Below are 24,817 nucleotides of genomic sequence, written 5' to 3' on the forward strand. Positions count from 1 at the left end.
CCCCCCCCCCCCCCCCCCCCCCCCCCCCCCCCCCCCCCCCCCCCCCCCCCCCCCTTCCCCCCCCCCCCCCACCCCCCCCCCCCCCCCCCCCCCCTCCGCGGGTCCTCCGGCATCGAGGTGTCTTGAACTGCCGGTCCACGTGCGTGAACGTGGAGGTGATCTGACGACGCGGCAGGCGCGGCAACCGAGGGGGACGACGTGGGACACGCCGGCATGGACACGGATGTGGTGATCGCGGGCGCCGGGCCCACGGGCCTGATGCTCGCCTGCGAACTGCGGCTCGCGGGCGTCGACGTGGTGGTGGTCGAGCGGCTCGCGCAGCGCTCGGGCGAGTCACGGGCCGGCGGGATCCACTCCCGCACCCTGGAGGTGCTGGACCAGCGCGGAATCCTGGACCGCTTCCTGGCGGAAGGCACCCTGCAGCCGGTGGGCCACTTCTCCGGCCTGTATCTCGACTTCGACGAGTCCGAGTCCCGGCACCCCTACCCGCTGATGATCCTTCAGTCCGCCATCGAGCGGCTCCTGGAGGAATGGGCCACCGGGCTCGGCGTGCGGGTGCGCCGCTCGTGCGAGGTGAGCGGGATCCACCAGGACGAGACCGGCGTGACGGTCGAGCTGACCGCACCGCAGGAGGCACCCGCGACGCTGCGCGGCCGCTACCTCGTGGGCTGCGACGGCGGGCGCAGCACGGTGCGCAAGCTGGCGGGCATCGACTTCCCCGGCACCGAGGCGACGATGACCGCGCTGATCGGCGACGTCGAACTGCCCGACCTGCCCGAGGACTACGTCTGGGTACGGCGTACCGCGGGCGGCGACTACTCGGCGATCGCCTTCGAACCGGGCTGGTACCGGGTGATCACCTCCGAGTTCGACCGCGTCGCGGGCCGCGACGAGCCGGTGACGTTCGAGCAGCTGCGGGAGTCGCTGGTCAGGGTCGCGGGCACCGACTTCGGGATGCGCAGCCCCCGGTGGGTCTCCCGGTTCAGCGACGCGGCGCGGCAGGCCGCCCGGTACCGGCAGGGACGGGTGCTGCTCGCGGGCGACGCGGCGCACATCCACTTCCCGGCCGGCGGGCAGGGGCTGAACATGGGGGTGCAGGACGCGGTCAACCTCGGCTGGAAGCTCGCCTCGGTGGTGCGCGGCCAGGCGCCGGAGGACCTGCTGGACACCTACCACGAGGAGCGCCACCCCGTCGGGGAGCGCGTGCTGCACAACACCCGGGCGCAGTCGGCGCTGGTGCGCCCCGGCCCCCAGACGGACGCGCTGCGTGAGGTGTTCAGCTCGCTGATGGTCTTCGACGACGTCAACCAGTACCTGCGCCACCTGCTGACGGCGCTGGACATCCGCTACCCGGCCGACGGCGACCACCCGCTGGTGGGCCGCCGGGTCCCGGACGCCGACCTGGAGGCGTCCGGCGGCGCGAGCCGGGTCTACGAGCTGCTGCACGCCGCCCGCCCCGTCCTGCTGGACCTGCGGGGCAGCGCCGAGGTGGCGGCGGCCGTCAAGGGCTGGGCCGACCGCGTCGACCTGGTCGAGGCGCGCAGCGGGGACGGGCACTGGCCCGTCCCGGCCGTCGGCGAGCTGCCCGCTCCCGACGCGCTGCTCATCCGGCCCGACGGCCATGTCGCCTGGGCGGCCGCCGGCGGCGGCGCGCCCGACACCTCCGCGCTGCGGACCGCTCTCGCCACCTGGTTCGGGCCGGCCCTGCGGGGGTGAGACACCGCACGAGACGAACGGGCCCACCGGTCCAGGCCGTGCGGCAGCCGGTGCTCCGACCCAGACGAAGGGACACATCGACAGTGAACAGCACGTGGTTCCGACGCTTCACCACGGCCGCGGGAGACGGGCCGCGGCTCGTGTGCTTCCCGCACGCCGGGGGTTCCGCGACGGCATTCAAGGATCTGGCGCACGCGCTGCCCGCGCACTTCGACGTGGTGTCCGTGCAGTATCCGGGACGCCAGGACCGCTACCGCGAGGAGCCGTTCACGGCGCTGGCGCCGCTCGTCGAGGCGGTGGCGCGGGAGCTGGCGCGCGAGCTGGCCGCGGACCGCGGACGGCCCTACGCCCTGTTCGGCCACAGCATGGGCTCGCTCGTCGCGTTCGAGACGGCCCGTCTCCTCGCCCGGCAGCAACTGCCGGGCCCGCAAAGGCTGTTCGTCTCGGGCCGGGGTGCGCCGGACGCCCACGGCCACATCCCCTACCACCTCTACGACGACGCCGATGTGCTGGCCGACGTGCGCAGGCTGGGCGGCACCGACCAGTCCATGCTGGAGGACCCCGACGTCCTGGAGCTGGTGCTGCCGGCGCTGCGGGCCGACTACGGGGCCCTTGGCACGTACAGCTGGCGGCCGGGTGAGCCGCTCGCCGCTCCGGTGACCGCGCTGATCGGGGACAGCGACCCGATGGTGACGGCTCAGGAGGCCAGGACCTGGGAGAGGCACACCACCGGCGACTTCAGCCTGAAGGTGTTTCCCGGGGGCCACTTCTACCTCTTCGACCAGCTCGACCGGGTCGCCGCGGCCCTCACCGAGGGGCTGCTCACCGAGGCCGCCGCCGCCTGACCGGCCGACAGCCTGCCGCGGCAGGTGGGTGCCGGGCGGTGAGCGGGACGAAGACCTCCGGTGCGGGGAAGGACCGACGCCTTCACCGCACCGGAGGTCTTCTTGTCCCCGGCCCCGGGGGGCGGGGTGGCCGCTGGGTCCGGGCGGCGGCGGCCGGTGGTGCTCCGCGGCGCCGCCCGGGGTCAGGTGTAGGGGTAGAAGCCGCGGCCGGACTTCTTGCCCAGCAGGCCGCTCTCGACCATGCGCAGCAGCAGCGGCGGCGGGGCGTACAGCGGTTCCTTGAACTCCTCGTACATGGCCCGGGCGATGGCCACGGTGGTGTCCAGGCCGATGAGGTCGGCCAGGCGCAGCGGGCCCATCGGATGCGCGCAGCCTGCGGTCATGCCCTGGTCGAGGGTCTCGGCGCTCGCCAGGCCCGACTCGACCATGCGGATGGCGGACAGCAGGTAGGGGAACAGCAGCGCGTTGACGAGGAAGCCGGCCCGGTCGGGTGAGGCGATCGGTTTCTTGCCCAGGACGTCGCGGGTGAAGGTCAGCGCCCGGGTGGCGACCGTCTCGTCCGTCAGCACCGAGGCGACGATCTCGACGAGCGGCAGCACCGGGACCGGGTTGAAGAAGTGCATGCCGAGGACGTGGCCCGGGCGCCGCGTCGCGGCGGCGAGGCGGGCGACCGGGATCGAGGAGGTGTTGGTCGCCAGGATCGCGTCCGGGTCCTCGACGATCTTGTCGAGGGTGGCGAACAGGTCCAGCTTGAGCTGCTCGTCCTCCTTGACCGCCTCGATCACCAGGTGGCGGTCCGCGAGGTCGGCGAGGTCGCGGGTGAACGTCACCCGCTCCCGTGCCGCGTCGCGCTCGGGCGCGGTGAGTCTGCCCTTGGTCACGGCCCGGTCGAGGGAGGCGGTCAGCCGCTGCGGTGCCGTCACCAGTGATGCCTCGGAGAACACCGCGACCTTCACGTTCAGTCCGGCTCTGGCGCACAGTTCGGCGATGCCGGTGCCCATGATGCCGCTGCCGGCGACACCCACCCGGTCGATGCCGGTACCGGCGCTGTGTGTGGACGTGGTCATGTGTGGGCCCCCCAGGTCAGAAGTGATGCTCCGATGGACATGCCGCCGCCGAACCCGGCGAGCAGCACCAGTTCCCCCGGCGCCAGCGCGCCGGTGCGGTGGGCCTCGTCGAGTGCGACCGGCACCGAGGCGCTGCCGACGTTCCCGTACCTGATCAGGGTGCGGTGGGTGTGTGCGGCCTGCAGTCCCGCGCGTTCGACGACCTCGCCGAGCATCACGCCGTTGGCCTGGTGCGGGACGAAGTGGTCGACCGCGCCGATGTCCACGCCGGCCCGGCGGGCCAGGGCGAGGAGCGCGGGCGGCACGTGTTCGGCGACGAAGTCGCGTACCCCGCGGCCGTCCATCCTGAAGTAGTGGCCGCCTTCGGCGACGGTCGCCGCCGACGCGGGCGTGCGGCTGCCGCCGGCCTCGACCCGGATCAGGTGGTGGGCGTCGCCGCGGCTGGACAGGTCGCTGGCGATGATCCCGTAGGGCTGCGGCACCGCGCCGACGACGGCTGCCCCGGCTCCGTCGGCGAACAGGATCGCCGTCCTGCGGTCGGTGAAGTCCAGGATCCGCGAGTACACGTCCGCGCCGATCACCAGGACCCGGGCGTCCGGTCGCACGGTCACCAGGCTGTGGGCCAGTGACAGGGCGTAGACGAAGCCGCTGCACACGACGTTGACGTCGAAGCAGGCCGCGCCGTAGGCGCCCAGGCCGTGCTGCACCAGGTAGGAGGTGGGGGGCTGGGGGAAGTCGCCGGTGGAGGTCGAGACGATGATGTAGTCGATCTGCTGCGCGGTCAGTCCGGCCTGGTCCAGCGCCCGTTCGGCGGCCTTGACCGCCAGGTCGGACGTCGCCTCGTGCGGGGCGGCGTAGCGGCGTGAGCGGATCTGGGTCTTGCGTTCGATCCATTCCGCGGTGACGCCGACGCGTTCGGCGACCTCCTCGTTGCCCACCTCGTGCTTGGGCAGGTAGGAGCCGGTGGACAGTATGCCGATCCCCATGTCAGGACACCTCTGCGACGGCGGGCGCGGCGGGTGCGCGCAGCGGGTTCAGGCGTGCCGGGCCGATCTTGTCCCGCAGTGCGGGGTCGGTGACGCCGAGTCCTTCCTCGGGGGCGAGGCAGAGCACGCCGACCTTTCCGGTGTGCCGGTTCAGCTGGACCAGCCGTGCGGCCTCGCCGACGTCCTTGAGTGCGAACACCTCGGAGAGGACGGGGGAAAGGTGCCCGAGGCGGACCAGGCGGTTGCACTCCGCCTGCTCCTGGAGGTTGGCCGCGTGGCTGCCGATGATGCGCTTGAGGTTCATCCAGAGGTAGCGGTTGTCGAAGTGGTGGTCGTAGCCGGTGCTCGATCCGCAGGTGACGACCGTTCCGCCCTTGCGCACGACGAACACCGAGATCCCGAACGTGGCCCGCCCGACGTAGTCGAACACGACGTGCGGGTCCTCGCCGACGTGGCGCCGGATCTCCCGGCCGAGCCGTTTGCCGAGTTCGATGGTCCGCTCCGGGGTGGGCGCGCTGTCCCCGCCCATGCCGATGTCGTTGCGGTTGATCACCACGTCGCAGCCGAGGCGGCGCAGCGCCTTCGCCTTGCGTTCGGAGCTGACCACGCCGACGGCGATCCCGCCGGCGTTCTTCACCATCTGCACCGCGAACGCGCCCAGGCCGCCGGTGGCACCCCAGATGAGGACGATGTCGCCCTGTTTGATCCGTGCGCCGTTGGCGCCGACCAGCATCCGGTACGACGTCGTGGCGGTCAGCAGGACCCCCGCCGACTCCTCCCACGTGAGGTGGGCCGGTTTGGGCAGCAGCTGGCTGGCGCGCACCACCGCGTAGTGGGCGAGGCCGCCGAAGTTGGTCTCGTAGCCCCAGATCCGCTGGCCCGTGCCGAGCATCGCGTCGGCGTGGGTCGCCGGTTCCTGCTCGTCGACCTGGACGCAGCTGGCGACCACGTGGTCGCCGGTCTTCCAGTGCCGCACTCCCGCTCCGGTGCGTACGACGATGCCGGCCGCGTCCGAGCCCAGCACGTGATGCGGCTGGTCGTGGCGGGCCGCGTAGCCGCCCTGGCGGGCCTGGCGCTTGAGGAACTCGAAGGTGGGCACCGGCTCGAACGTCGCCGACCACACGGTGTTGTAGTTGATGGAACTCGCCATGACGGCGACGACCACCTCGTCCGGCGCGATCTGCGGCATGGGGACCTGACCGACGTGCAGCGACTTGCGGACGTCCTTGTCCTGCACGCCGTCGAACATGCCGACGTCGCGGGCCAGCAGGTGGGCGGCCTCGTAGGAGGGGGGGAGTTCGTGTCGCCCGAGCTCCTGCGGGCCGGCCCCGGACAGCAGGGCTTCTGTCAAAGAATCCATGATTCCCTTTCTCCGTCGCCAGCGAGCGGCCGGGCGGTGCTCACAGGACGGCGCCTTCCTTCGTGCGCCGGCGCAGGCTCGGCCTGCTGGACTGGCCGAGGTCCTTCCACATGTCCGACAGGCCGATGACGGTGCGTGCGGCGAACAGCCTGCGGATGGACACCTCCTGCTTGAGCTCCGCCCGGATCAGGCCGACCAGCCGGATCGCCCGCAGCGAGTTGCCGCCGAGGTCGAAGAAGTCCTCGTCGATGCCCACCCGGTCCAGTTCCAGCACGTCGGCGAACGCCGCGGCCAGCACCCGCTCGGTGTCGTTGCGCGGTGCGCGGTAGGTGCCCTCCTCGGACGCGGGCTCGGGAAGTGCCGCCCGGTCCACCCTTCCGTCGGCCGTCACCGGCAGGCGGTCCAGCACCGTGAACACCGACGGCACCAGCGACTCCGGCAGCCAGCCCGCGGCGAAGCGGCGCAGCTCGTCGACGGAGACGCTGCGCCCGCCCGCCGGGACGACGTAGGCGGCCAGGCGCTGCTGCCCGGTGCCGTCCTTGCGGACGGCGACGACGGCGTGCGCGAGGGCGGTGTGCTCGCACAGCACCTCTTCGACCTCGGGCAGCTCGACGCGGACGCCGCGGACGTCGGCCTGTTCACCGGCCCGGGCCACGTACTCCAGGCGGCCGCCGGTGCCCCAGCGCACCAGGTCCCCGGTCCGGTGCATGAGCCCTCCGGGCGGGCCGAACGGGCAGGGCACGAAGCGCTCCGCGGTCGGTGCGGGCCGCCCGGGGTATCCGCGGGCCACGCCGGGGCCGGCCACGTACAGCTCTCCGGTCACGCCGACGGGGACCGGGGCAAGGCCCGGTCCGAGGACGTACAGGGCGGTGTGGTCCATGGGCCGGCCGGCCGTGCCGGCGTGGCGTACCGGTTCGCCGGCGGCCAGGCGGTGGCAGGCGGCGAACACGGTCGATTCCGTCAGGCCGTGGCCGTGGACGATCGTCAGTTCGGGGCAGGCCTTTTGGACGCGGCGCAGCGCGGCCGCGGAGACGCGGTCGCCGCCGGTCCACACCTCGCGCAGGCCGGCCAGCAGTTCGGGGCGCTGGGCGGCGATCGCGGAGAACTGGGCGGCGGGCAGCCACAGCGTGGTGATGTCGTGGGCGGCGCGTGCCTCGATCAGGGTGTCGGTGTCGAGGGTGCCGGGGGGAGCCAGGACCACCCGGCCGCCGTTGAGCAGGGGCACCCACAGTTCGAGGGCGAGTGCGTCGCAGGTGTGCGGTGTGTGCCACAGCACGGTGGCCTGGCGGGCTGCGTGCCAGTGGTGGTCCAGGACGAACCGTTCCATGTTGCGGTGCGTCACCGCGACGGCGTCGTCGCCGGCGCCGGTCCGGGAGCCGGGCAGGACCGCCAGCAGGCTGTCCTGGTGTGCCGGGCGCGGGGCGGGCGGCGTGCTGGTGTCGTCGCCGGTGCTGCCCCGGGCGAGGTCGTCGGCCGTGAGCACCGGGATGTCCAGGCCGGAGAGGTGTTCGGCGTTCGCGGTGTCGGTGAGCAGTGCGCGCGCCGAGGTCCGGTTGATGTGTGCCCTGAGGTGCTGCGCGGGGGCCGCCGGGTCGAGCGGCAGGTAGGCGCCGCCCGCCTTGACCACGCCCAGCAGGGCGACGGCCAGGTCCGCCGAGCGGGGCATCGCCACCGCCACGACCGTCTCGGGTCCCACGTGCCCGTGCAGCGCCCGGGCCAGGCGGCTGGAGCGTTCGTCCAGTTCCCGGTAGGTGAGGGTGGTGTCGCCCGACACCAGTGCGGGGGCGTCGGGGTGCTGTGCGGCCTGCCGGGCGAACAGCTCGGGCACCGTCGCTCCCGGGGCGGGGGTGTCCGTGCCGCGGGGTGCGCTGAGCACCTGCTCGCGTTCGGTGCCGCTCAGCACGTCCAGCGCGCCGACCGGCTGCTCGCCGGCGGCCACCGCGGCACGGATGAAGGCGATCAGTTCCTCGCCGATGTGGCGCAGTTCCGCGCGGTGGTACAGGCGTGCCGGGGCGTCGAGGCGGATGAAGAGGTCGCTGTCGGGGCTGCCGTCGGTGTAGACGCCGATCGACAGTTCCTCGAAGGTCCCGGTCGTCGCGCCGCAGTAGCGGGCCGGGCTGTCGCCGAAGCGCAGCTGCTCGACGAACTCGACGACGTTCACGACGGCGCCGTAGCTGCCGCGGCCGCTCAGGACGGTTCCGCTCGCGCGCTGGATGTCGGAGTAGTGGCAGGCGGTGTGGCCGGAGATCTCGTAGGTCTCCTCGACGAGGGCGTCGGCGATCTCGGCGAAGGTCGCGTGCAGGTCGATGGCCACCCGTACGGGCACCACGTTGACGGCCAGGCCGGGCGTGCGGCTCGCCACGCCGACCCGGTTGCCCACGGCCAGTGAGATGAGGAACTCCGGGCGGTCGCAGCGGTGGCGCAGGAACACGCCGGCGGCCGCGGTCAGCATCTGCGACGTCCACAGGCCCATGGACTGGGCGGCCTTGGCCCACGCGTCGGCCTCGGCGCGGGGTACGGACAGGGTCCGGCTGACCATGCCGATGGTCTCGGCGACCTCCGACCAGCGGTCGGCGCTGCTCAGCGGTTCGGACAGGGCCGAGCGCTGCGCGTCGGACAGGGCGACGCGCGGAACCTGTGCGGGCGGGGGCGCGTTCGTCAGGTACTCGCGCCAGAACTGCGTGTCCTCGGTGAACTTCGGGGAGTCGAGGTACTCCGTCGCCTCGGTCGCGAACGAGGCGGTGTCCCACGGGTGCGGCAGCTGCGGTACCGCCTCGCCGCGCGCCAGCGCCGTGTACACCTCGGCGAGGCGCTTGGAGAGCAGGCCGCCCGCGCCGAACCCGTCGGAGATGAGGTGGTGGTAGGCGATCACCAGGAGCGAGCGGGTTTGTGCGAGTTTGACCACGCCGAGCCGGAACAGCAGATCCCGTTCCAGGTCGAAGGGTTGGCGCACCAGGTCGGCCATGGCCTCGCGCGCCGCCTGTTCGGGGTCGGCCTCGGCGCTCAGGTCCAGGGAGAAGGGCCGCCAGTCCCCCAGGTCCCGGGGGACCAGGCGCAGTCCGCCGCCGTCGTCGGTGAAGTTGACGCGCAGCACCTCCGCCTCGCCCATCACGTGCAGGAACGCGGCCTCGATGACCGCCGCGTCCAGTTCACCGTCCACATCCCACATGGTCAGCGCATGGTTCGGCGTGTCGGGAGCCATTTCCTGCGCTCGCCACATGCCTTTATGCGCAGACGACGCACCGAACGAACGCACACAGATCAACCCCTCGGCAAAACTCGGTAGAACTCGACAAGAAAGGTCCGGACTCCGGAGGAATTCACAGCTCGCCCCCATCGTCAGGGGGGTGACTCAGCCGTTCAAGACAACTCGGTTCCCGGCGGGACACGCCGCCGTCGCGCTTGCGGTGTCCCGCCGGCGGGACACTTCGTGCGGGGCGAACCGCGTGCCGGGCACGGTGGGTTCACACCGTTCAGCGGGCATCGCCGGTGGCCATCAGGGACACGATGTGCCCGGCGATCAGGCGTGGTGAGGGGTGCCGCAGCACCACGTTCGGCTTCAGTCTGCGTCCGGTGGACGCGGTGAGGCGTTTGCTCAGCTCCGACGACAGCATCGAGTCGAATCCGAGTTTCATGAACTCGTCGTCCGGGCCTACGGTCTCGCTCGAGGAATGCCCGAGGACGACGGCGACCCTCTCCAGGACGTGGTCCAGGACCAGTGCCTGCGCGTCGTCCGGGGCAAGGGCGCAGATCTGCTCCGACAGCGAAAGGCGGCTCTCCTCGCCGGGGGCCGGCTGGGCCGGGGACACCTGTGCCGGGCCGGCCGCGGTGGGCGAGGAGTTGAGCCAGTACCGCTGCCGGGCGAACGCGTAGGTCGGCAGATCCACCCGGCGGCGTGTTTCGAAGAGGGTGTCCCAGTCCACGGGCCCGCCGCGGGTGTGGAGTGCGGCCAGCGAACCGAGTACGGCCTCCACCTCGCCCCGGCCGCGCCGCGAGGACGACAGGACCAGCGCGTCGTCCACGTCCTCGACGATCTCCTGCACCGGGACGGTCAGCACGGGGTGCGGGCTCATCTCGACGAACACCCCGAAGCCGTCCTCGGCCAGCCGGCGCACGGACGACTCGAAGCGGACCTTCTCGCGCAGGTTGTTGTACCAGTAGTCGGCGTTCAGTTCCGCGGTGTCGATGATCTCGCCGTACAGGGTCGAGTAGAAGGGCAGCTTCGACGAGGTGGGGCTCACGCCGGACAGTGAGGCGAGCACGTCGTCGCGGACCCGGGTCACGTGGTGGGAGTGGGAGGCGTAGTCGACGGATATCCGCCGGGCCTGGGCGCCGTCGGCCTTCATCTTCTCGACGAACTCGTCGAGGGCGTCCGGTTCCCCGGACACCACCACCGAGCGGGGTCCGTTGACGACGGCGACGCTCACCCGGCCGTTCCACGGAGCCAGCCGTTCCTGCACCACCTGCTCGGACTCCGCGACCGACGCCATCCCGCCGTGCCCGATCAGGCCCACCAGAGCCTTGCTGCGCAGTGCCACGACCCGGGTGGCGTCCCGCAGGGACAGCGCACCGCACACGTGGGCGGCGGCTATCTCGCCCTGGCTGTGGCCCACCACCGCGGCCGGCTCCACACCGAAGGACCGCCACAGGGCGGCCATGGACACCATCACCGAGAACAGTGCCGGCTGCACCACGTCCACCCGGTCCAGGGTGGGTGCGCCCGGCACGCCGCGCACCACGTCGAGCAGCGACCAGTCGACCCACTCGGCCAGGGCGGCCGAGCACTCCTTGAGGCTCCGCGCGAAGACGGGGAAGGCGTCGTACAGTTCCCGGCCCATGCCGACCCACTGGGAGCCCTGGCCCGGGAACACGAAGGCGACGCCCTTGAGGTCTCGGGCAGTGCCGCGGACCACCGCGGCCGATTCGCGGCCCTCGCTCAACGACGCCAGTGCGGCTGCCAGTTCGTCCCGGTCGCGGCCCAGGACCACCGCGCGGTGCTCGAACCGGCTGCGGCTGGAGAGCAGCGACCAGCCGGCGTCGGCGAGGTCCAGGTCCGCGCCGGCGGCCACGAGATCCCGCAGCCTGCCCGCCTGCTGTTCCAGGGCTCTGGCGCTCTTGGCCGACACCACCCACGGCACCAGCCCGCCGACGACACCCGCGCCCGCGGTGTCCTGCCGCTGTTCCTGCGGCGGGGCCTCTTCCAGGATCACGTGCGCGTTGGTGCCGCTGACCCCGAAGGAGGACACGCCGGCCCGTCGCGGGCCGGCGCCCCGCTTCCACTCCCGTCCCTGCGACAGGACCTCTACCGCGCCCGAGGACCAGTCCACGTGATGCGAGGGCTTGCCCACGTGCAGGGTCTTGGGCAGGTGTCCGTGGCGCATGGCCATCACGGTCTTGATGACGCCGCCGACTCCGGCGGCGGCCTGGGCGTGGCCCATGTTCGACTTCAGCGATCCCAGCCACAGCGGGCTGCCGCTGTCCCGGTCCTGCCCGTAGGTGGCCAGCAGCGCGGCCGCCTCGATGGGGTCGCCCAGTACCGTTCCGGTGCCGTGGGCCTCGACCAGGTCCACCTCGCGGGCCGTGACGCCCGCGTTCGCCAGCGCCTTGCGGATCACCTTCTCCTGGGCGCGGCCGTTGGGGGCGGTCAGCCCGTTGGAGGCGCCGTCCTGGTTGACCGCGGACCCGCGGACGACGGCCAGTACCGGGTGGCCGTTGCGCCGGGCGTCGGACAGCCGCTCCAGGAGCAGCACTCCCGCCCCCTCGGCCCAGCCGGTCCCGTCGGCTCCGTCCGCGAAGGCCTTGCACCGGCCGTCGGCCGACAGCGCGCCCTGGCGGGAGAACTCCACGAACATCGCGGGCGTCGCCATCACCAGTGCCCCGCCCGCCAGGGCGAGCGAGCACTCCCCCGAGCGCAGCGACTGCACCGCCATGTGCAGGGCCACCAGCGACGACGAGCAGGCGGTGTCCACCGACACCGCCGGTCCGGTCAGGCCCAGTTCGTACGCCACCCGCCCGGAGGCGACGCTCAGCGCGCTGCCGTACAGCAGGTAGCCCTCCAGGTCCTGCCGGCCGCCTTCGAGGAAGCGCCATCCGTACTCGGAGGAGCTCACCCCGGAGAAGACGCCGACCTCTTCGCCGCGTACGTCGGCGGGGACGATGCCGGCCCGCTCGAAGACCTCCCACGACGTCTCCAGCAGCAGGCGGTGGTGCGGGTCGACCGCCAGCGCCTCACGCGGGCTGATGCCGAAGAACTCCGCGTCGAAGCCGGCCACGTCGGCCAGAAACCCTCCCTGGCGCGTGTAGGCGCTGCCGGCGGCGTCGGGATCGGGGTCGTACACGTCCCGCCATCCGCGGTCCTGCGGGAAGTCGCCGACGACGTCGCGGCCCTCGCGGACCACGTCCCACAGTTCCTCGGGGGTCGAGACGCCTCCCGGGTAGCGGCATGCCATGGCCACCACGGCGACCGGCTCGCCGCGGCCGGCTTTCAGGGCGTCGTTCTCCTGGCGGAGGCGGTCGCGTTCCTCCAGCAGGGTGCGCAGCGCCCGCTGGACCCGGTCCGCGCCGTCCGCCGCATGTTCCGCGGAGTTGGTCATGTCCGTTACCTCTTCTCATCCAGAGCCAGGTCGACCAGTGCTTCCAGATCCAGGTCCGACAGTTCGTCCGCCGCGGCCTGCGCCGGTGCGTCGCCGCCCGGTGCGGGTGCTTGGGCGCACGCCAGGACCAGCTCCAGGACGCCCGCGTCGCGCAGGCGCTCGATCGAAACGCTCCGCAGCACTTCGCGGATCGCGATGTCCTCGGCGCTCTCGGTGGTGGCCGGGTCGTCGTCGGCGGCCGGGCGCAGCAGGCCGCAGATGTGTTCGCTCAGCTCGCGCGGGGTGGGGTAGCTGAAGACGAGGGTGGAGGGCAGGCGCAGTCCGGTCGCGGCGGCCAGCCGGTTGCACAGTTCGACCGCGGTCAGCGAGTCGATGCCCAGCGGGGTGAACGCCTGGTCGACGTCGACCCCCGCGCCGGAGGAGTGTCCAAGGACGACGGCGACCTGCTCGCGGACCCAGTCCAGGGCGGCTGCCCGGGCCTCGTCGGCGGGCAGCGTGGCCAGCTTCGCGGACAGTGCGGGCGAGGTGCCGCCGGCCGCGTCGGCCGCGCCGGTCCGGGTGCGGCGGGGCCGGCCGGCGTCGACGAGGTCGCGCAGGAGCGGGGGCAGCTCGTCGGTGCTCCTGTCGCGCAGCGCGGCGAGGTCGAGGCGGGCCGGGACGAGGACCGGCTTGCCGCTCGCGCACGCCGCGTCGAACAGGGCCAGTGCCTCGCCGGTCGCCATCGCGGCGATGCCGGTGCGCCGCAGGCGGGCCAGGTCGGCCTCGTCCAGGTCGCCGGTCATGCCGCTGCTCTGTTCCCACCAGCCCCAGCACAGCGAGGTGCCGGGCAGGCCGGCGGCGCTGCGCTGGGCCGCCAGGCCGTCCAGGAAGGCGTTCGCGGCGGCGTAGTTGGCCTGTCCCGCGTTGCCGAGGGTGCCCGCCAGGGCGGAGAACTGGATGAACGCCGACAGGGTGTGCTCTTGGGTCAGTTCGTGCAGGTGGAGCGCGCCGCCGGCCTTGGCGCGCAGCACGTGGTCGATGCTGTCGGCGGTCAGCGATTCGACGGTGCCGTCCGCGAGGACACCCGCGGCGTGCACGACGGCGGTCAGCGGGTACCGGCCGGGCAGGTCGGTGGCGAGCAGGCGGGCCACGGCGGTGCGGTCCGCGATGTCGCAGGCGACGACCCGTACCGCGGCTCCCGCGTTTTCGAGGTCCGCGACCAGCTCGGGCACTCCGTCGGCGGCCGTTGCGCTGCGGCTGGCCAGCAGCAGGCTGCGTACGCCGTGCCGGGTGACGAGGTGGCGGGCCACGAGTGAGCCCACTCCCCCGGTCCCGCCGGTGACCAGCACGGTGCCGCCGCCGAAGCCGGTGCCCATGTCCAGGACCAGCTTTCCGGTGTGGCGGCCCTGGCTCATCTCGCGGAACGTGTGGCGCGCGTCGCGGATGTCGCGCAGGGAGACCGGGTTCAGCCGCACCCGGCCGTCGGCGAACAGTTCCATGACGGCCTGGAACATGTCGTGGATCGCGTCCGGTCCCGCCTCGTAGAGGTCGAAGGCCCGGTAGTGGACCTGGGGGTGGTCGGCTGCCACCTGGCGGGGGTCGCGGATGTCCGTCTTGCCCATCTCCAGGAAGTGGCCGCCCTCGGGGAGCAGCCTCAGCGAGGCGTCGACGAAGGTGTGGGCGAGCGAGTTCAGGACGACATCCACCCCGCGGCCGCCGGAGGTGCGGTGGAACTTGTCGACGAAGTCCAGGTCGCGTGAGGAGGCCAGGTGGTCGTCGTCCAGTCCCAGGGCGCGCAGGGCGGGCCACTTGGCGGGGCTGGCGGTGGCGTAGATCTCGGCGCCGAGGTGCTGGGCCAGCTGGACGGCGGCCATCCCGACGCCGCCTGCCGCGGCGTGGATGAGGATGCGCTGCCCGCGGCGGAGCCTCGTGGCGTGGAAGAGCGCGTAATAGGCGGTGAGGAAGGTGCACGGCACGGACGCCGCCTGGGCGTAGTTCCAGCCGTCGGGGACGGGCACGAGGGTGCGGTGGTCCGCCACGGCGGTGGGGCCGAAGGCGCCGGTGAAGATGCCGGTGACCCGGTCGCCGGGTGCCAGGCGGGTCACGTCGTCCGCCACGTCGAGGACGACTCCGGCGCCCTCGCTGCCGACTCCGGCGTCGATGGCCGTGCGGTCCACCAGCCCCAGCGCGATGGTGACGTCGCGGAAGTTGAGGCCCGCGGCCTGGACGGCGATGCGGACCTGACCGGCGGTCAGGGGCGCGTCCACCTCGGGGCACGGGACCCAGGTCAGGTTCTCCAGCGTTCCCTTGGTGGGGATGCCCAGGCGGTGTCCGGCCGGCGGCGCGTCGAGGCGGCGGTCCGAGGGCGCGGTCGCGGCGAGGCGGGGGACGAGCAGGGCGCCGGCGCGCAGCGCCAGCTGGTCCTCCGCCAGGGCGAACGTGTCCGCGAGCCGGGCCCAGGACGTCTTCTCGTCGTCGATGTCCACCAGCTTGAACCTGCCGGGGTGCTCGGTCTGCGCGGAGCGGACCAGGCCCCACACGGACGCGCCGGGAAGGTTCTGGACGCTGTCGTGCGTGCCGGTGCCAAGGGCCCGGCGGGTGAGCACCACCAGCGTGGTGTGGGCCAGGGGTTTCTCGGTGAGCATGCGCTGGAGCGTGTCCAGGACGTGCTTGTCGGTGTCGGCGACCGTGCCGAGCACATCGGGGCCGGCGGTGGTGGTGTCGTCCAGGTACAGGACGAGGTGTGCGGGCGCCTGCCCGGGCGGGATGTCGTCCAGGCAGGTGTGGAGCGCGGTGTCGGCGCCGGCCGCGTCGAGGAGCCGGGAGGCCGGGCCGCCGGGCGTGCCGAGGACGGCCCAGGGGCCGCGGCGGGTCTTGTGCGTGCCGGGGGCGGGCGGGCGCCACTGCAGTTCGTACAGCGACTGCTGGGCGCCGTGTGCGGCGCGGACCTGTTCGGCGTTCGCCGGGCGGAACGTCAGCGCCTGGATGCGGGCGAGTTCGTGGCCGTGCTCGTCGGCGACCGTCACGGACACGACGCCTTCGCCGGCCGGGGTGAGGCGCACCCGTACGCTCGCGCCGCACGGCCGGTGCAGTTCCACGCCGGACCAGGAGAAGGGCATCCAGCCCTGCTCGCCCGTCACCTCGATGACGCCGCCGGCGACCACCGCGTGCAGGACGGTGTCCAGCAGTGCGGGATGCAGGGCGAAGGCGCCGCCTGCCGGGCTCCCGGCGGTGTCGGGCAGGGTGGCGAGGGCGAAGAGGTCCTCGCCCTGCTGCCAGACCTCGCGCAGCCCGCGGAAGGCCGGGCCGTAGTCGAAGCCCGCGTCGGCGAAGGTGTCGTAGAGTCCGTCGGCGTCCAGCCGGCGGGCTCCGGCCGGCGGCCACACGGCGAGCGGGTGCGCCTGGTGGCCGGGGCCGTCCGGGCGCGGTGTGCCCGGGGCCAGGTTCCCCCGCGCGTGCCGTGTCCAGCCGCCCGCGGGTCCGTCGTCGCCGGGCCTGGCGTACACGTCAAGGGCGCGGCGTCCGGTGTCGTCCGCCGGGCCGGCGACGATGCGTATCTGCATGTCGCCGGCAGGGGGAAGGATCAGGGGGACTTCCAGGGTGAGTTCCTCCACGGCGGCGCATCCGACGTGGTCGCCGACCGACAGCGCCAGGTCCAGGTAGGCCGTCGCCGGTACGACGACCGCGCCGAACACGGTGTGATCGGCCAGCCAGCCGTGGGTCCGCAGGGACCACAGGTCGGTGAAGACGACCTCGTCGGTGCCGGGGTGGTCCATGACGGCGCCGAGCAGCGGGTGCTGCGGGGCGGACAGGCCGGCGGAGGTGACGTCCGCCGGCTTGCTGCCGGCCTGGAAGTCCAGCCAGTAGCGCTGCCGCTGGAACGGGTACGTGGGCAGGTCGGCCCTGCGGCGGGTGCCGAACAGCGCGTCCCAGTTCACCCTCGCGCCGGTGACGTGCAGGCCGGCCAGTGCGGCGAGCAGGGCCCGCGGTCCCTGGCGGTCGCGCCGTGACGCCGACAGGACCAGCGTGTCGTCGACGCCCGCGCCGGCGAAGGCCTCCTGGGTGATGCCGGTGAGTGTCGCTCCCGGCCCCACCTCGAGGAAGACGCTCGCGCCTGCGGTGCGGGCGCACTGCACCGCGTCGTGGAAGCGGACGGGTTCGCGGACGTGGCCGACCCAGTACTCGACGGATGTCAGCTCCTGGAGCGTGGCCTTGCGTCCGAGCCGGGTCGAGACGAGGGGAATGCTCATCTCGCCGGCGGGCAGCGCGCCGAGCGCCGCCGCGAACTCCGCGAGGATCGGGTCCATGAGCGGGGAGTGGAACGCGTGGTCGACGGGGAGGAGTTTCGCGGACCTGCCGTCGGCCAGGAGCCGGTCCCGCAGGGCGTGGACCTGGTCGCGCAGGCCCGAGACCACCACCGAGTCCGGGCCGTTGACGGCGGCGATGCCGACCCGCTCGTAGGCCGGGAGCAGGGCGCTCACCTCGGCGTCGGAGGCGCGTACGGCCAGCATGGCGCCGTGCTCGGTGACCGTGCGCATGATGCGTCCGCGCGCGGCCACCAGCCGGGTCGCGGTGTCCAGGGAGAGGGCTCCGCAGACGTGGGCGGCGGCGATCTCGCCGACCGAGTGGCCGATCAGGTGATCCGGCCGCGGGCAGTACTGCTCCAGGAGCCGGTAGAGGCTGACCTGGAGGGTGAACAGGGCCGGCTGGGCGATGTCCGTGCGCTCGCGTTCGGCGGGGTCGTCGGCGAGGAGCACCGGCTTGAGGGCGAAGGGCAGGTGCGTGTCGAAGCGTGCGCAGATCTCGTCCAGGCTCTGGGCGAAGACGGGGGAGGTGTCGTACAGCTGGCGTGCCGTGCCGGCCCAGGGTGAGCCCTGGCCCGGGAACATGAAGACGGTGCCGCCCTGCTGCGCGGTGACGCCGCGGATGACGTCGGTGGACTCCGCGCCGTCGCGCAGCGCTTCGAGGGCGTTCAGCAGCTCGTCCCGGTCGTGTCCCAGGACCACCGCGCGGTGCTCGAAGGGGGTGCGGCTGGAGACCAGGGACCAGCCGGTGTCGGCGAGGTCCAGGTCCGCGTCGGCGGCGAGGAGGTCGTGCAGGGCGCCCGCCTGCTGTTGCAGGGCTTTGGTGTTCTTGGCCGACACCACCCACGGCACCGGGCCGGCGGTGACGCCCGGGTGCGGGGCGTCGTGCTGTGGCTGTTCCTGCGGCGGGGCCTCTTCCAGGATGACGTGTGCGTTGGTGCCGCTGACTCCGAAGGCGGACACGCCGGCGCGGCGGGGGCGGCCCGGTGTGCTCGGCCACTGCCGGGCCTCGGTGAGCAGCTCCACCGCTCCGGCCGACCAGTCGACGTGGGTGGAGGGGCGGTCCACGTGCAGGGTCCGGGGCAGCATGCCGTGCTGCATCGCCATGACCATCTTGATGATGCCGCCGACGCCGGCGGCGGCCTGGGTGTGGCCGATGTTCGACTTCAGCGATCCCAGCCACAGCGGGCCGGCCTGGTCCCGGTCCTGCCCGTAGGTGGCCAGCAGGGCGCCGGCCTCGATGGGGTCGCCCAGCGTCGTGCCGGTGCCGTGTGCCTCCACCACGTCCACCTCGCTCGCCTGCACCCGGGCGTTGGCCAGCGCCGACTTGATGACGCGCTGCTGGGCGGGGCCGCTGGGCGCGGTCAGTCCGTTGGAGGCGCCGTCCTGGTTGATCGCCGAGCCGCGGATGACGGCCCAGATCCTGCGGCCGTTGCGCTGTGCGTCGGAGAGCCGCTCCAGGACCAGTACGCCGACGCCCTCGGCGAAGCCGGTGCCGTCGGCGGCGTCCGCGAACGCCTTGCACCGGCCGTCCTGTGCCAGGCCCCGCTGGCGTGACATCTCCCGGAACACCTGCGGCATCCCCACGACGGTGACACCGCCGGCCAGGGCCAGGCCGCATTCGCCCTGCCGCAGTGACTGCACCGCCTGGTGCACCGCCACCAGCGACGAGGAGCAGGCGGTCTCGGTCGACACCGCGGGGCCCTCCAGGCCCAGTGTGTACGCCACCCGGCCCGAGGCCACGCTCAGCAGGGAGCCGACCTGTCCGTAGCCCGCGATGGCCTCGGGGGTTTCGAAGTGGTTGCCGTATCCGAAGTAGGCGAGGCCGGCGAACACGCCGGTGTCGCTGCCGCGCAGGGTCTCGGGGTCGATGCCGGCCCGTTCCACCGACTCCCACGAGGTTTCCAGGAGCAGCCGCTGCTGCGGGTCGGCGGACAGCGCCTCGCGGGGGCTGATCCCGAAGAAGTCGGCGTCGAAGTCACCGGCGTCGTAGAGGAATCCGCCCGAGCGGGTGTAGCAGGTGCCGGGGTGGTCGGGGTCCGGGTGGTACAGGTTCTCCAGGTCCCAGTGGCGGTCGTCGGGGAAGTCGGAGACGACGTCCGCGCCGGTGCGCACCAGCTCCCACAGTTCCTCCGGGGAGGCCGCCCCGCCGGGGTAGCGGCAGGCGACACCGACGATCGCGACGGGTTCGGCGGCGGCGTCGGTGACCTCCTTCAGGCGCTTGCGTGTCTCGAGCAGTTCGATCGAGGTCCGCCTGAGGTAGTCGAGGACCTCGGCGTTGTTGTCGTTGGTCATCGCTCTCCCCTAGCCGAGTTCTTTGTCGAGCAGCGAGAGAAGTTCTCCCGCCGAGGCCGAACTGATCTGGTCGACGATGCCGACCGGTGATCCGGCGCCCGCCATCGAACGGACTCGGCCCTGCAGTTCGCCGAGCAGAGTGGAAATGGTGGTCCGGTCCTCCTGTGCGAGGGCGAGGAACGCGTCCTCGAGCCGGGCGCCCAGGCCTTCGATCTCCTGGACCAGGTGGCGGGCCGGGGACTGCGGCCCGGCGGCGGAGCCGGGGGTGGCGCTCTGCTGGAGGAACCGGGCGAGGGCGGCCGGGTTGGGGTGGTCGAAGACGAGGGTGGCGGGCAGTTTCAGGCCGGTCACCGCCGCCAGTTTGTTCCGCAGTTCCAGTGCCGTCAGCGAGTCGATCCCGAGTTTCTTGAACGTCTCGGCGGGGCCGACCCGCCCGGTGTCGGAGTGACCGAGGACGAGCGCGGTCTGGGTGCGTACGGCATCGAGCAGCGCGGTCTCGGCCTCCTTTGGCGGCAGCGACTTCAGCTGCTCGGCGAGGGCGGGGCCGGCCGGCTCCCCGCCCGCCGGGCCGCCGGGTGAGGCGGGTGTCCCGGCCAGGGTGCGCAGGAGCGGGGAGGCCGGCCGGCCGGGGTCGGGTGTGCGCAGTGCGGTGAGGTTCAGCCGTACGGGCACCAGTACCGGCTCGTCGGCGGCGAGCGCCGCGTCGAAGAGCGCGAGTCCTTCTGGCGTCGACAGGGGCTGTACGCCCTGGCGTTGCATGCGTACGACGTCCGCGTCGCTGAGGCCGGCGCTCATCTCGCTGCGCTCCGCCCAGAAGCCGAAGCACAGCGCGCCGGCCGGCAGTCCCTGGGAGCGGCGGGTGTGCGCCAGGTCGTCGAGGAAGGCGTTGGCGGCCGCGTAGTTGGCCTGGCCCGCCGTGCCCAGGACGCCGGCGATCGAGGAGAACAGCACGAACGCGGACAGGTCCAGGTGGGCGGTCAGCTCGTGCAGGTGCCAGGCGCCGCGCACCTTGGGGGCGAGGACCGCGTTCACGCGTTCCTCGGTCAGGGCCTGGACGATGCCGTCGTCCAGGGTGCCGGCGCAGTGGATCACCGCGGTCAGCGGGTGTTCGGCGGGCACCGCGGCGATCAGTGCGGCGAGCGCGTCGCGGTCGGTGACGTCGCAGGCGACGATGTCGACGTGGGCGCCGGCGCCGGTCAGTTCCTCGCGCAGGGCGGCCGCGGCCGGGGCGGCGTCTCCGCGCCTGCTGGTCAGCACCAGCCGGCGTACCGCGTGCCGCTGGACGAGGTGGCGGGCCAGGAGGGCGCCCAGGCCGCTGGTGCCGCCGGTGATCAGTACCGAGCCGGTCCCCAGTGCGGGGGTTCCCGGTGTCCGGCCGGGCCTGCCCCGGGCGGGCAGGTGGGCCAGGCGGGGGGTGCTCACCATGCCGGAGCGGATCTTGAGCTGGGCTTCGCCGGTTCCGGCCGCCGCCGGCACAAGGGCCCACGAGTCGGGCCGGCCGTCGGTGTCGACGAGGGTGAAGCGGCCCGGGTTCTCGCTCTGTGCGGCGCGCACGAATCCCCAGAGGGCGGCCGCCGCGGGATCGGTGCGCGTCACCTGCTCGTCGTGGAACGCGTCCCGGGTCACCAGGACCAGGCGGGCGGCGGAGAACCGCGCGTCGCCGAGGAAGTCCTGCGTCCAGCGCAGCACACGGTGGAGGGTGTGCTCGACGGCGGCGGGGGTGTCGGCGTCGTCCGCGGGTTCGACGCACGCGATGACGACAGAGGGTATGTCGTCACCGCAGGCGGCGAGTTCCTCGAGGTCGGCGTAGGACGCCTGTCCCGGTGCCGGGGGCACGGCGTGCGCGCCGGGTGCGATCAGTGCGTAGCGGCCCGTGGCCCGGCCGGGTGGCAGCGGGAGGGGTTCCCAGTCCACCTGGAACAGCGAGTCCTGGTGGTCGAAGCTCAGCTCGGTCAGCCGGGCGACGTCCACGGGCTCCAGGGTCAGTGAGGCGATGGCGGCGACGGGGTGTCCGTTCTGGTCCGCGAGGGTCAGCGACAGCGTGTTCTCGCCCGCCGGGGCCAGCCGCACGCGCAGCGCGGTCGCCTGGGCGGGGCCGATGCGCAGGCCCGTGCAGCGGGACGGCAGCCAGCCCTCGGGCCGGGAGGTGTCGACGAAGTGTCCCAGGCCGACCGGGAGCAGCGCGGCCTGGAGCAGCGCCGGGTGGAGGGTGAAGCGGCTCTGGTGGGCGGTGTCGGTTGCGGGCAGTTCGACCTCGGCGAACAGGGTCTCGCCCTTGCGCCACACCTGCCGCAGGGCGTGCGGCAGGGTTCCGTGGCCGAGCATGGGGGCGGCGGGCCAGGTGTGCTCGTCCTCGAAGGGCACGCTCACCGCGCCCGGGGGCGGCCACGCGGTGAGGCTGTCGGGTTGGTGGTCCTGCGCGGGCCCGCTGTGGGCGGTTCCGGTGGCGTTGCGGGTCCACCGGTCCTCGCCTTTTGCCCGTGAGTGCACGCTGAGTTCGCGTTTGCCGTCGACGACGACGCGGATCTCGCGCTCGGCCGTGCGGGACAGCACCAGGGGTGCTTCCAGGGTGAGTTCGTCGACGACGTCGCAGCCCGCCTTGTGCGCGGCCCACACCGCCAGCTCCGCCAGCACCGTGGCGGGCACCAGGGCGGCGCCGTGGACGGTGTGGTCGGCGAGCCAGGGGTGGCGCTCCAGCGACAGCCGGCCGCTGCCCACGACTCCGCGGTGCCCGCCGTCGTCGGGCAGTTCGATGACGGCGTCGAGCAGCGGGTGGTCCGACGTGCTCGCGGTGGTGGTCTCGGCGGGGGTGTTCAGCCAGTAGCGCTGCCGCTGGAAGGCGTAGGTGGGCAGCTCGGCCCACCGGCCGTCCCCGCTCTCGAACGCCGCCTGCCACGACACCGCGGCGCCCGCCACGAAGGCCTCGGCGGCCGACCGGTGGAGCCGGGCGAAGCCGCCCTCGTCGCGGCGCAGCGACCCCACCGCGAAGCCGGTGGCGCCGGGGGTGGTGTCGAACATCTCCTGGATGGTCATCACCAGCAGCGGGTGCGGGCTGAGTTCGATGACGGCGCTGTCGGGTTCCTGGGCGACCAGGCCGCCCATGGCGGCCGCGAACTGGACCGGTTCGCGCAGGTTGCGGTACCAGTAGGCCGCGTCGAGGTCCAGGGGGTCGATCAGTTCGCCGGTCACCGTCGAGTGGATCGCCACCGGTGAGGGGCGGGGGGTGATGCGGCCGAGTTCCGCCTGGAGGCGGCCGTCGAAGCGGTCCATCAGCGGGGAGTGGCCGGGCACGCTGGACTTGATCAGGCGGGCGCGGGCGCCCTGGGCCTGGCAGGTGGCGACCAGTTCCTCGACCGCGCCGCTCTCACCCGAGACGGTCGTGGAGTTCGGTCCGTTGACCGCGGCGATCCCGATCCGGGACTCGTGTCCCTTCAGCAGGTCCTTGACGTGCTGGGCGGGCAGCAGGATCCCGGCCATGCTGCCCTGCCCGGTGACCGTGGCCAGCAGCCGGGACCGCAGGGCGACGATCTTCGCCGCGTCCTGCAGGGTCAGGGCGCCCGCGACGTAGGCGGCGGCGATCTCGCCCTGGGAGTGGCCGATCACCGCATCCGGGGTCACCCCCAGCGAACGCCACACCCGTGCCAGGGACACCATCACCGCGAACAGCACCGGCTGGACGACGTCGATGTCCTCCAGGTCCGCCGCGCGCGGTCCTCCGCAGACGGTGTCGATCAGCGGCCAGGACACCCACGGCTGGAGTGCCTGCGCGCAGGCGCGCAGTTCCTCGGCGAAGACCGGGGAGGTCTCCCACAGTTCCCGGCCCATGGCGGCCCACTGCGCCCCCTGGCCGGGGAAGACGAACACGGTCTTGCCCACCGGTTTCGCCACTGCGGACACCGGGCCGGCGGGGCCGGGCTCCTCGCCCGCGGCGGCGGCGGCCAGGGCGGTGAGCAGGGCGTCCCGGTCGGCGCCGATCACCACCTGGCGGTGCTCGAACAGTGAGCGTGTCGTCACCAGCGCGCGTCCCACGTCGGCGGGTGTCAGGCTCTCGTCGGCGGCCACGAACTCCCGCAGCCGGGAGGCCTGTTCGCGCAGGGCCTGCTCCGAGCGCGCCGACAGCACCCACGGCACCGACCCGCCGGCCCGGGCCCCGGGGGCTGCGGGAGTCCCGGAAATCCCGGCGCCCTCACCGGCTCCGGAGGTCCCGGAGGTCCCGGCGGTCTCGGGGGTTTGGGGGGTTTGGGGGGTTTGGGGGGCCTGTTCCAGGATCAGGTGCGCGTTGGTGCCGCTGATCCCGAAGGACGACACGCCCGCCCGGCGGGGCCGGCCCTGCGCCGTGGTCCACGCGCGGGCCTCGGTGAGCAGCTCCACCGCTCCGGCCGACCAGTCGACGTGGGCCGAGGGGCGGTCCACGTGCAGGGTCCTGGGCAGCACGCCGTGCCGCATCGCCATGACCATCTTGATGATGCCGCCGACGCCGGCGGCGGCCTGGGTGTGGCCGATGTTCGACTTCAGCGATCCCAGCCACAGCGGGCTGCCGGGCTCGCGGTCCTGCCCGTAGGTGGCCAGCAGAGCCTCGGCCTCCATGGGGTCGCCCAGCCGGGTGCCGGTCCCGTGCGCCTCCACCGCGTCCACGTCGGTGACGCGGAGCCCGGCGTCGGCCAGGGCGGCGCGTACGACCCGCTGCTGCGCCAGGGGGTTGGGGGCGGTCAGTCCGTTGGAGGCGCCGTCCTGGTTGATCGCCGAGCCGCGGATGACGGCCCAGATCCTGCGGCCGTTGCGCTGTGCGTCGGAGAGCCGCTCCAGGACCAGCACGCCCGCGCCCTCGGAGAAGCCGGTGCCGTCGGCGGCGTCCGCGAACGCCTTGCACCGGCCGTCGGCCGACAGGCCCCGCTGCCGGGCGAGTTCCACGAACATCCCCGGCGTCGGCAGTGTCGACACGCCGCCGGCCAGTGCCAGCGTGCACTCCCCCGACCGCAGGGAGCGCACGGCCTGGTGGACGGCCACCAGCGAGGCCGAGCACGCGGTGTCGGTCGACACCGCCGGGCCCTCCAGGCCCAGCACGTACGCCACCCGGCCCGAGGCCACGCTGAGGTAGGTGCCGGTGAGGGAGAAGCCCTCCACCTCGCCGCCCGCGCCGCCGCCCATCCGCGGCCCGTAGTCGACGTTGTAGAGCCCGGTGAACACCCCGGTCGGGGAGCCCCGCAGGGCGGCCGGGTCGATCCCCGCCCGCTCCAGCGCCTCCCACGTGGTTTCCAGCATCAGCCGCTGCTGCGGGTCCATCGCCAGCGCCTCGCGCGGGCTGATGCCGAAGAACGGCGCGTCGAACTCCGCGAGGTCGGGCAGGAACCCGCCGGTGCGGGTGTACGTCTTTCCGTGCGCCTCGGGGTCCGGGTCGTACAGCGCCTCCACGTCCCACCCGCGGTCCAGCGGGAAGTCGCCCATCGCGTCCACCCCCTCGGACACGACGTGCCACAGCCCTTCGGGGGACGTCACCCCACCGGGGAAGCGACACCCCACACCCACGACGGCGATGGGCTCGCGCGCGGACTCCTCCAGCTCGCGCACCCGCTCGCGCAGTTCCTGCGCGTCACCGACGGCACGTCGCAAGTAGGAGCGGAGCTTGTCGACTTCCTCCACCGGGTCCTCCCTCAACTTCTGCTTGAAAAACG

The 24,817-nt window shown here is 73.2% G+C and carries 7 protein-coding genes and 2 pseudogenes; 2 read left to right on the plus strand and 7 right to left on the minus strand.

All coding sequences use genetic code 11. From position 1 onward, the window contains the following. The first annotated feature begins 213 nt into the window (after positions 1-213). A complete protein-coding gene (locus tag AC069T_RS26110; protein WP_478785046.1) occupies positions 214-1,716 on the plus strand; it encodes an FAD-dependent monooxygenase in 1,503 nt (500 codons plus the stop codon). 83 nt (positions 1,717-1,799) lie between these two features. Next, the gene (locus AC069T_RS26115) at positions 1,800-2,561 is read left to right on the plus strand and encodes a thioesterase II family protein (protein WP_478785047.1); all 762 of its coding nucleotides are present in this window, start codon (positions 1,800-1,802) and stop codon (positions 2,559-2,561) included. Between the two features lie 182 nt (positions 2,562-2,743). Here AC069T_RS26115 and AC069T_RS26120 read toward each other — a convergent pair whose 3' ends face one another. The 7 genes and pseudogenes from AC069T_RS26120 to AC069T_RS26150 form a co-directional block, all read right to left on the minus strand. After that, complete coding sequence (locus AC069T_RS26120; protein ID WP_478785048.1) at positions 2,744-3,628, minus strand: 3-hydroxybutyryl-CoA dehydrogenase; 885 nt, start codon at positions 3,626-3,628, stop codon at positions 2,744-2,746. Then, positions 3,625-4,614 (minus strand): 3-oxoacyl-ACP synthase III family protein, encoded by a 990-nt coding sequence (locus AC069T_RS26125; RefSeq protein ID WP_478785049.1) that lies wholly within the window; start codon positions 4,612-4,614, stop codon positions 3,625-3,627. The genes AC069T_RS26120 and AC069T_RS26125 overlap by 4 nt, the downstream gene beginning before the upstream one ends. A 1-nt stretch (position 4,615) precedes the next feature. After that, the gene (gene ccrA, locus AC069T_RS26130; RefSeq protein WP_478785050.1) at positions 4,616-5,974 is read right to left on the minus strand and encodes a crotonyl-CoA carboxylase/reductase; all 1,359 of its coding nucleotides are present in this window, start codon (positions 5,972-5,974) and stop codon (positions 4,616-4,618) included. Between the two features lie 40 nt (positions 5,975-6,014). Then, a complete protein-coding gene (locus tag AC069T_RS26135; RefSeq protein WP_478785051.1) occupies positions 6,015-9,311 on the minus strand; it encodes a non-ribosomal peptide synthetase in 3,297 nt (1,098 codons plus the stop codon). 136 nt (positions 9,312-9,447) lie between these two features. After that, positions 9,448-12,567, minus strand: a complete 3,120-nt coding sequence (locus AC069T_RS26140; protein WP_478785052.1) for a type I polyketide synthase — start codon at positions 12,565-12,567, stop codon at positions 9,448-9,450. 5 nt (positions 12,568-12,572) lie between these two features. After that, positions 12,573-19,046: pseudogene (locus tag AC069T_RS26145) on the minus strand (type I polyketide synthase); the annotation flags it as partial. A 108-nt stretch (positions 19,047-19,154) separates the two neighbouring features. Beyond that, positions 19,155-24,767: pseudogene (locus tag AC069T_RS26150) on the minus strand (type I polyketide synthase); the annotation flags it as partial. Positions 24,768-24,817 lie beyond the last annotated feature (50 nt).

The sequence above is a fragment of the Streptomyces sp. NPDC043867 genome (assembly GCF_056435845.1).

Excerpts from the sequence above, each read along its gene's own strand:
- AC069T_RS26110 (WP_478785046.1), top strand. The coding sequence starts at position 214 with ATGGACACGGATGTGGTGATCGCGGGCGCCGGGCCCACGGGCCTGATG.
- AC069T_RS26120 (WP_478785048.1), bottom strand. The coding sequence starts at position 3,628 with ATGACCACGTCCACACACAGCGCCGGTACCGGCATCGACCGGGTGGGT.
- AC069T_RS26125 (WP_478785049.1), bottom strand. The coding sequence starts at position 4,614 with ATGGGGATCGGCATACTGTCCACCGGCTCCTACCTGCCCAAGCACGAG.
- ccrA (WP_478785050.1), bottom strand. The coding sequence starts at position 5,974 with ATGGATTCTTTGACAGAAGCCCTGCTGTCCGGGGCCGGCCCGCAGGAG.
- AC069T_RS26135 (WP_478785051.1), bottom strand. The coding sequence starts at position 9,311 with ATGGGGGCGAGCTGTGAATTCCTCCGGAGTCCGGACCTTTCTTGTCGA.
- AC069T_RS26140 (WP_478785052.1), bottom strand. The coding sequence starts at position 12,567 with ATGACCAACTCCGCGGAACATGCGGCGGACGGCGCGGACCGGGTCCAG.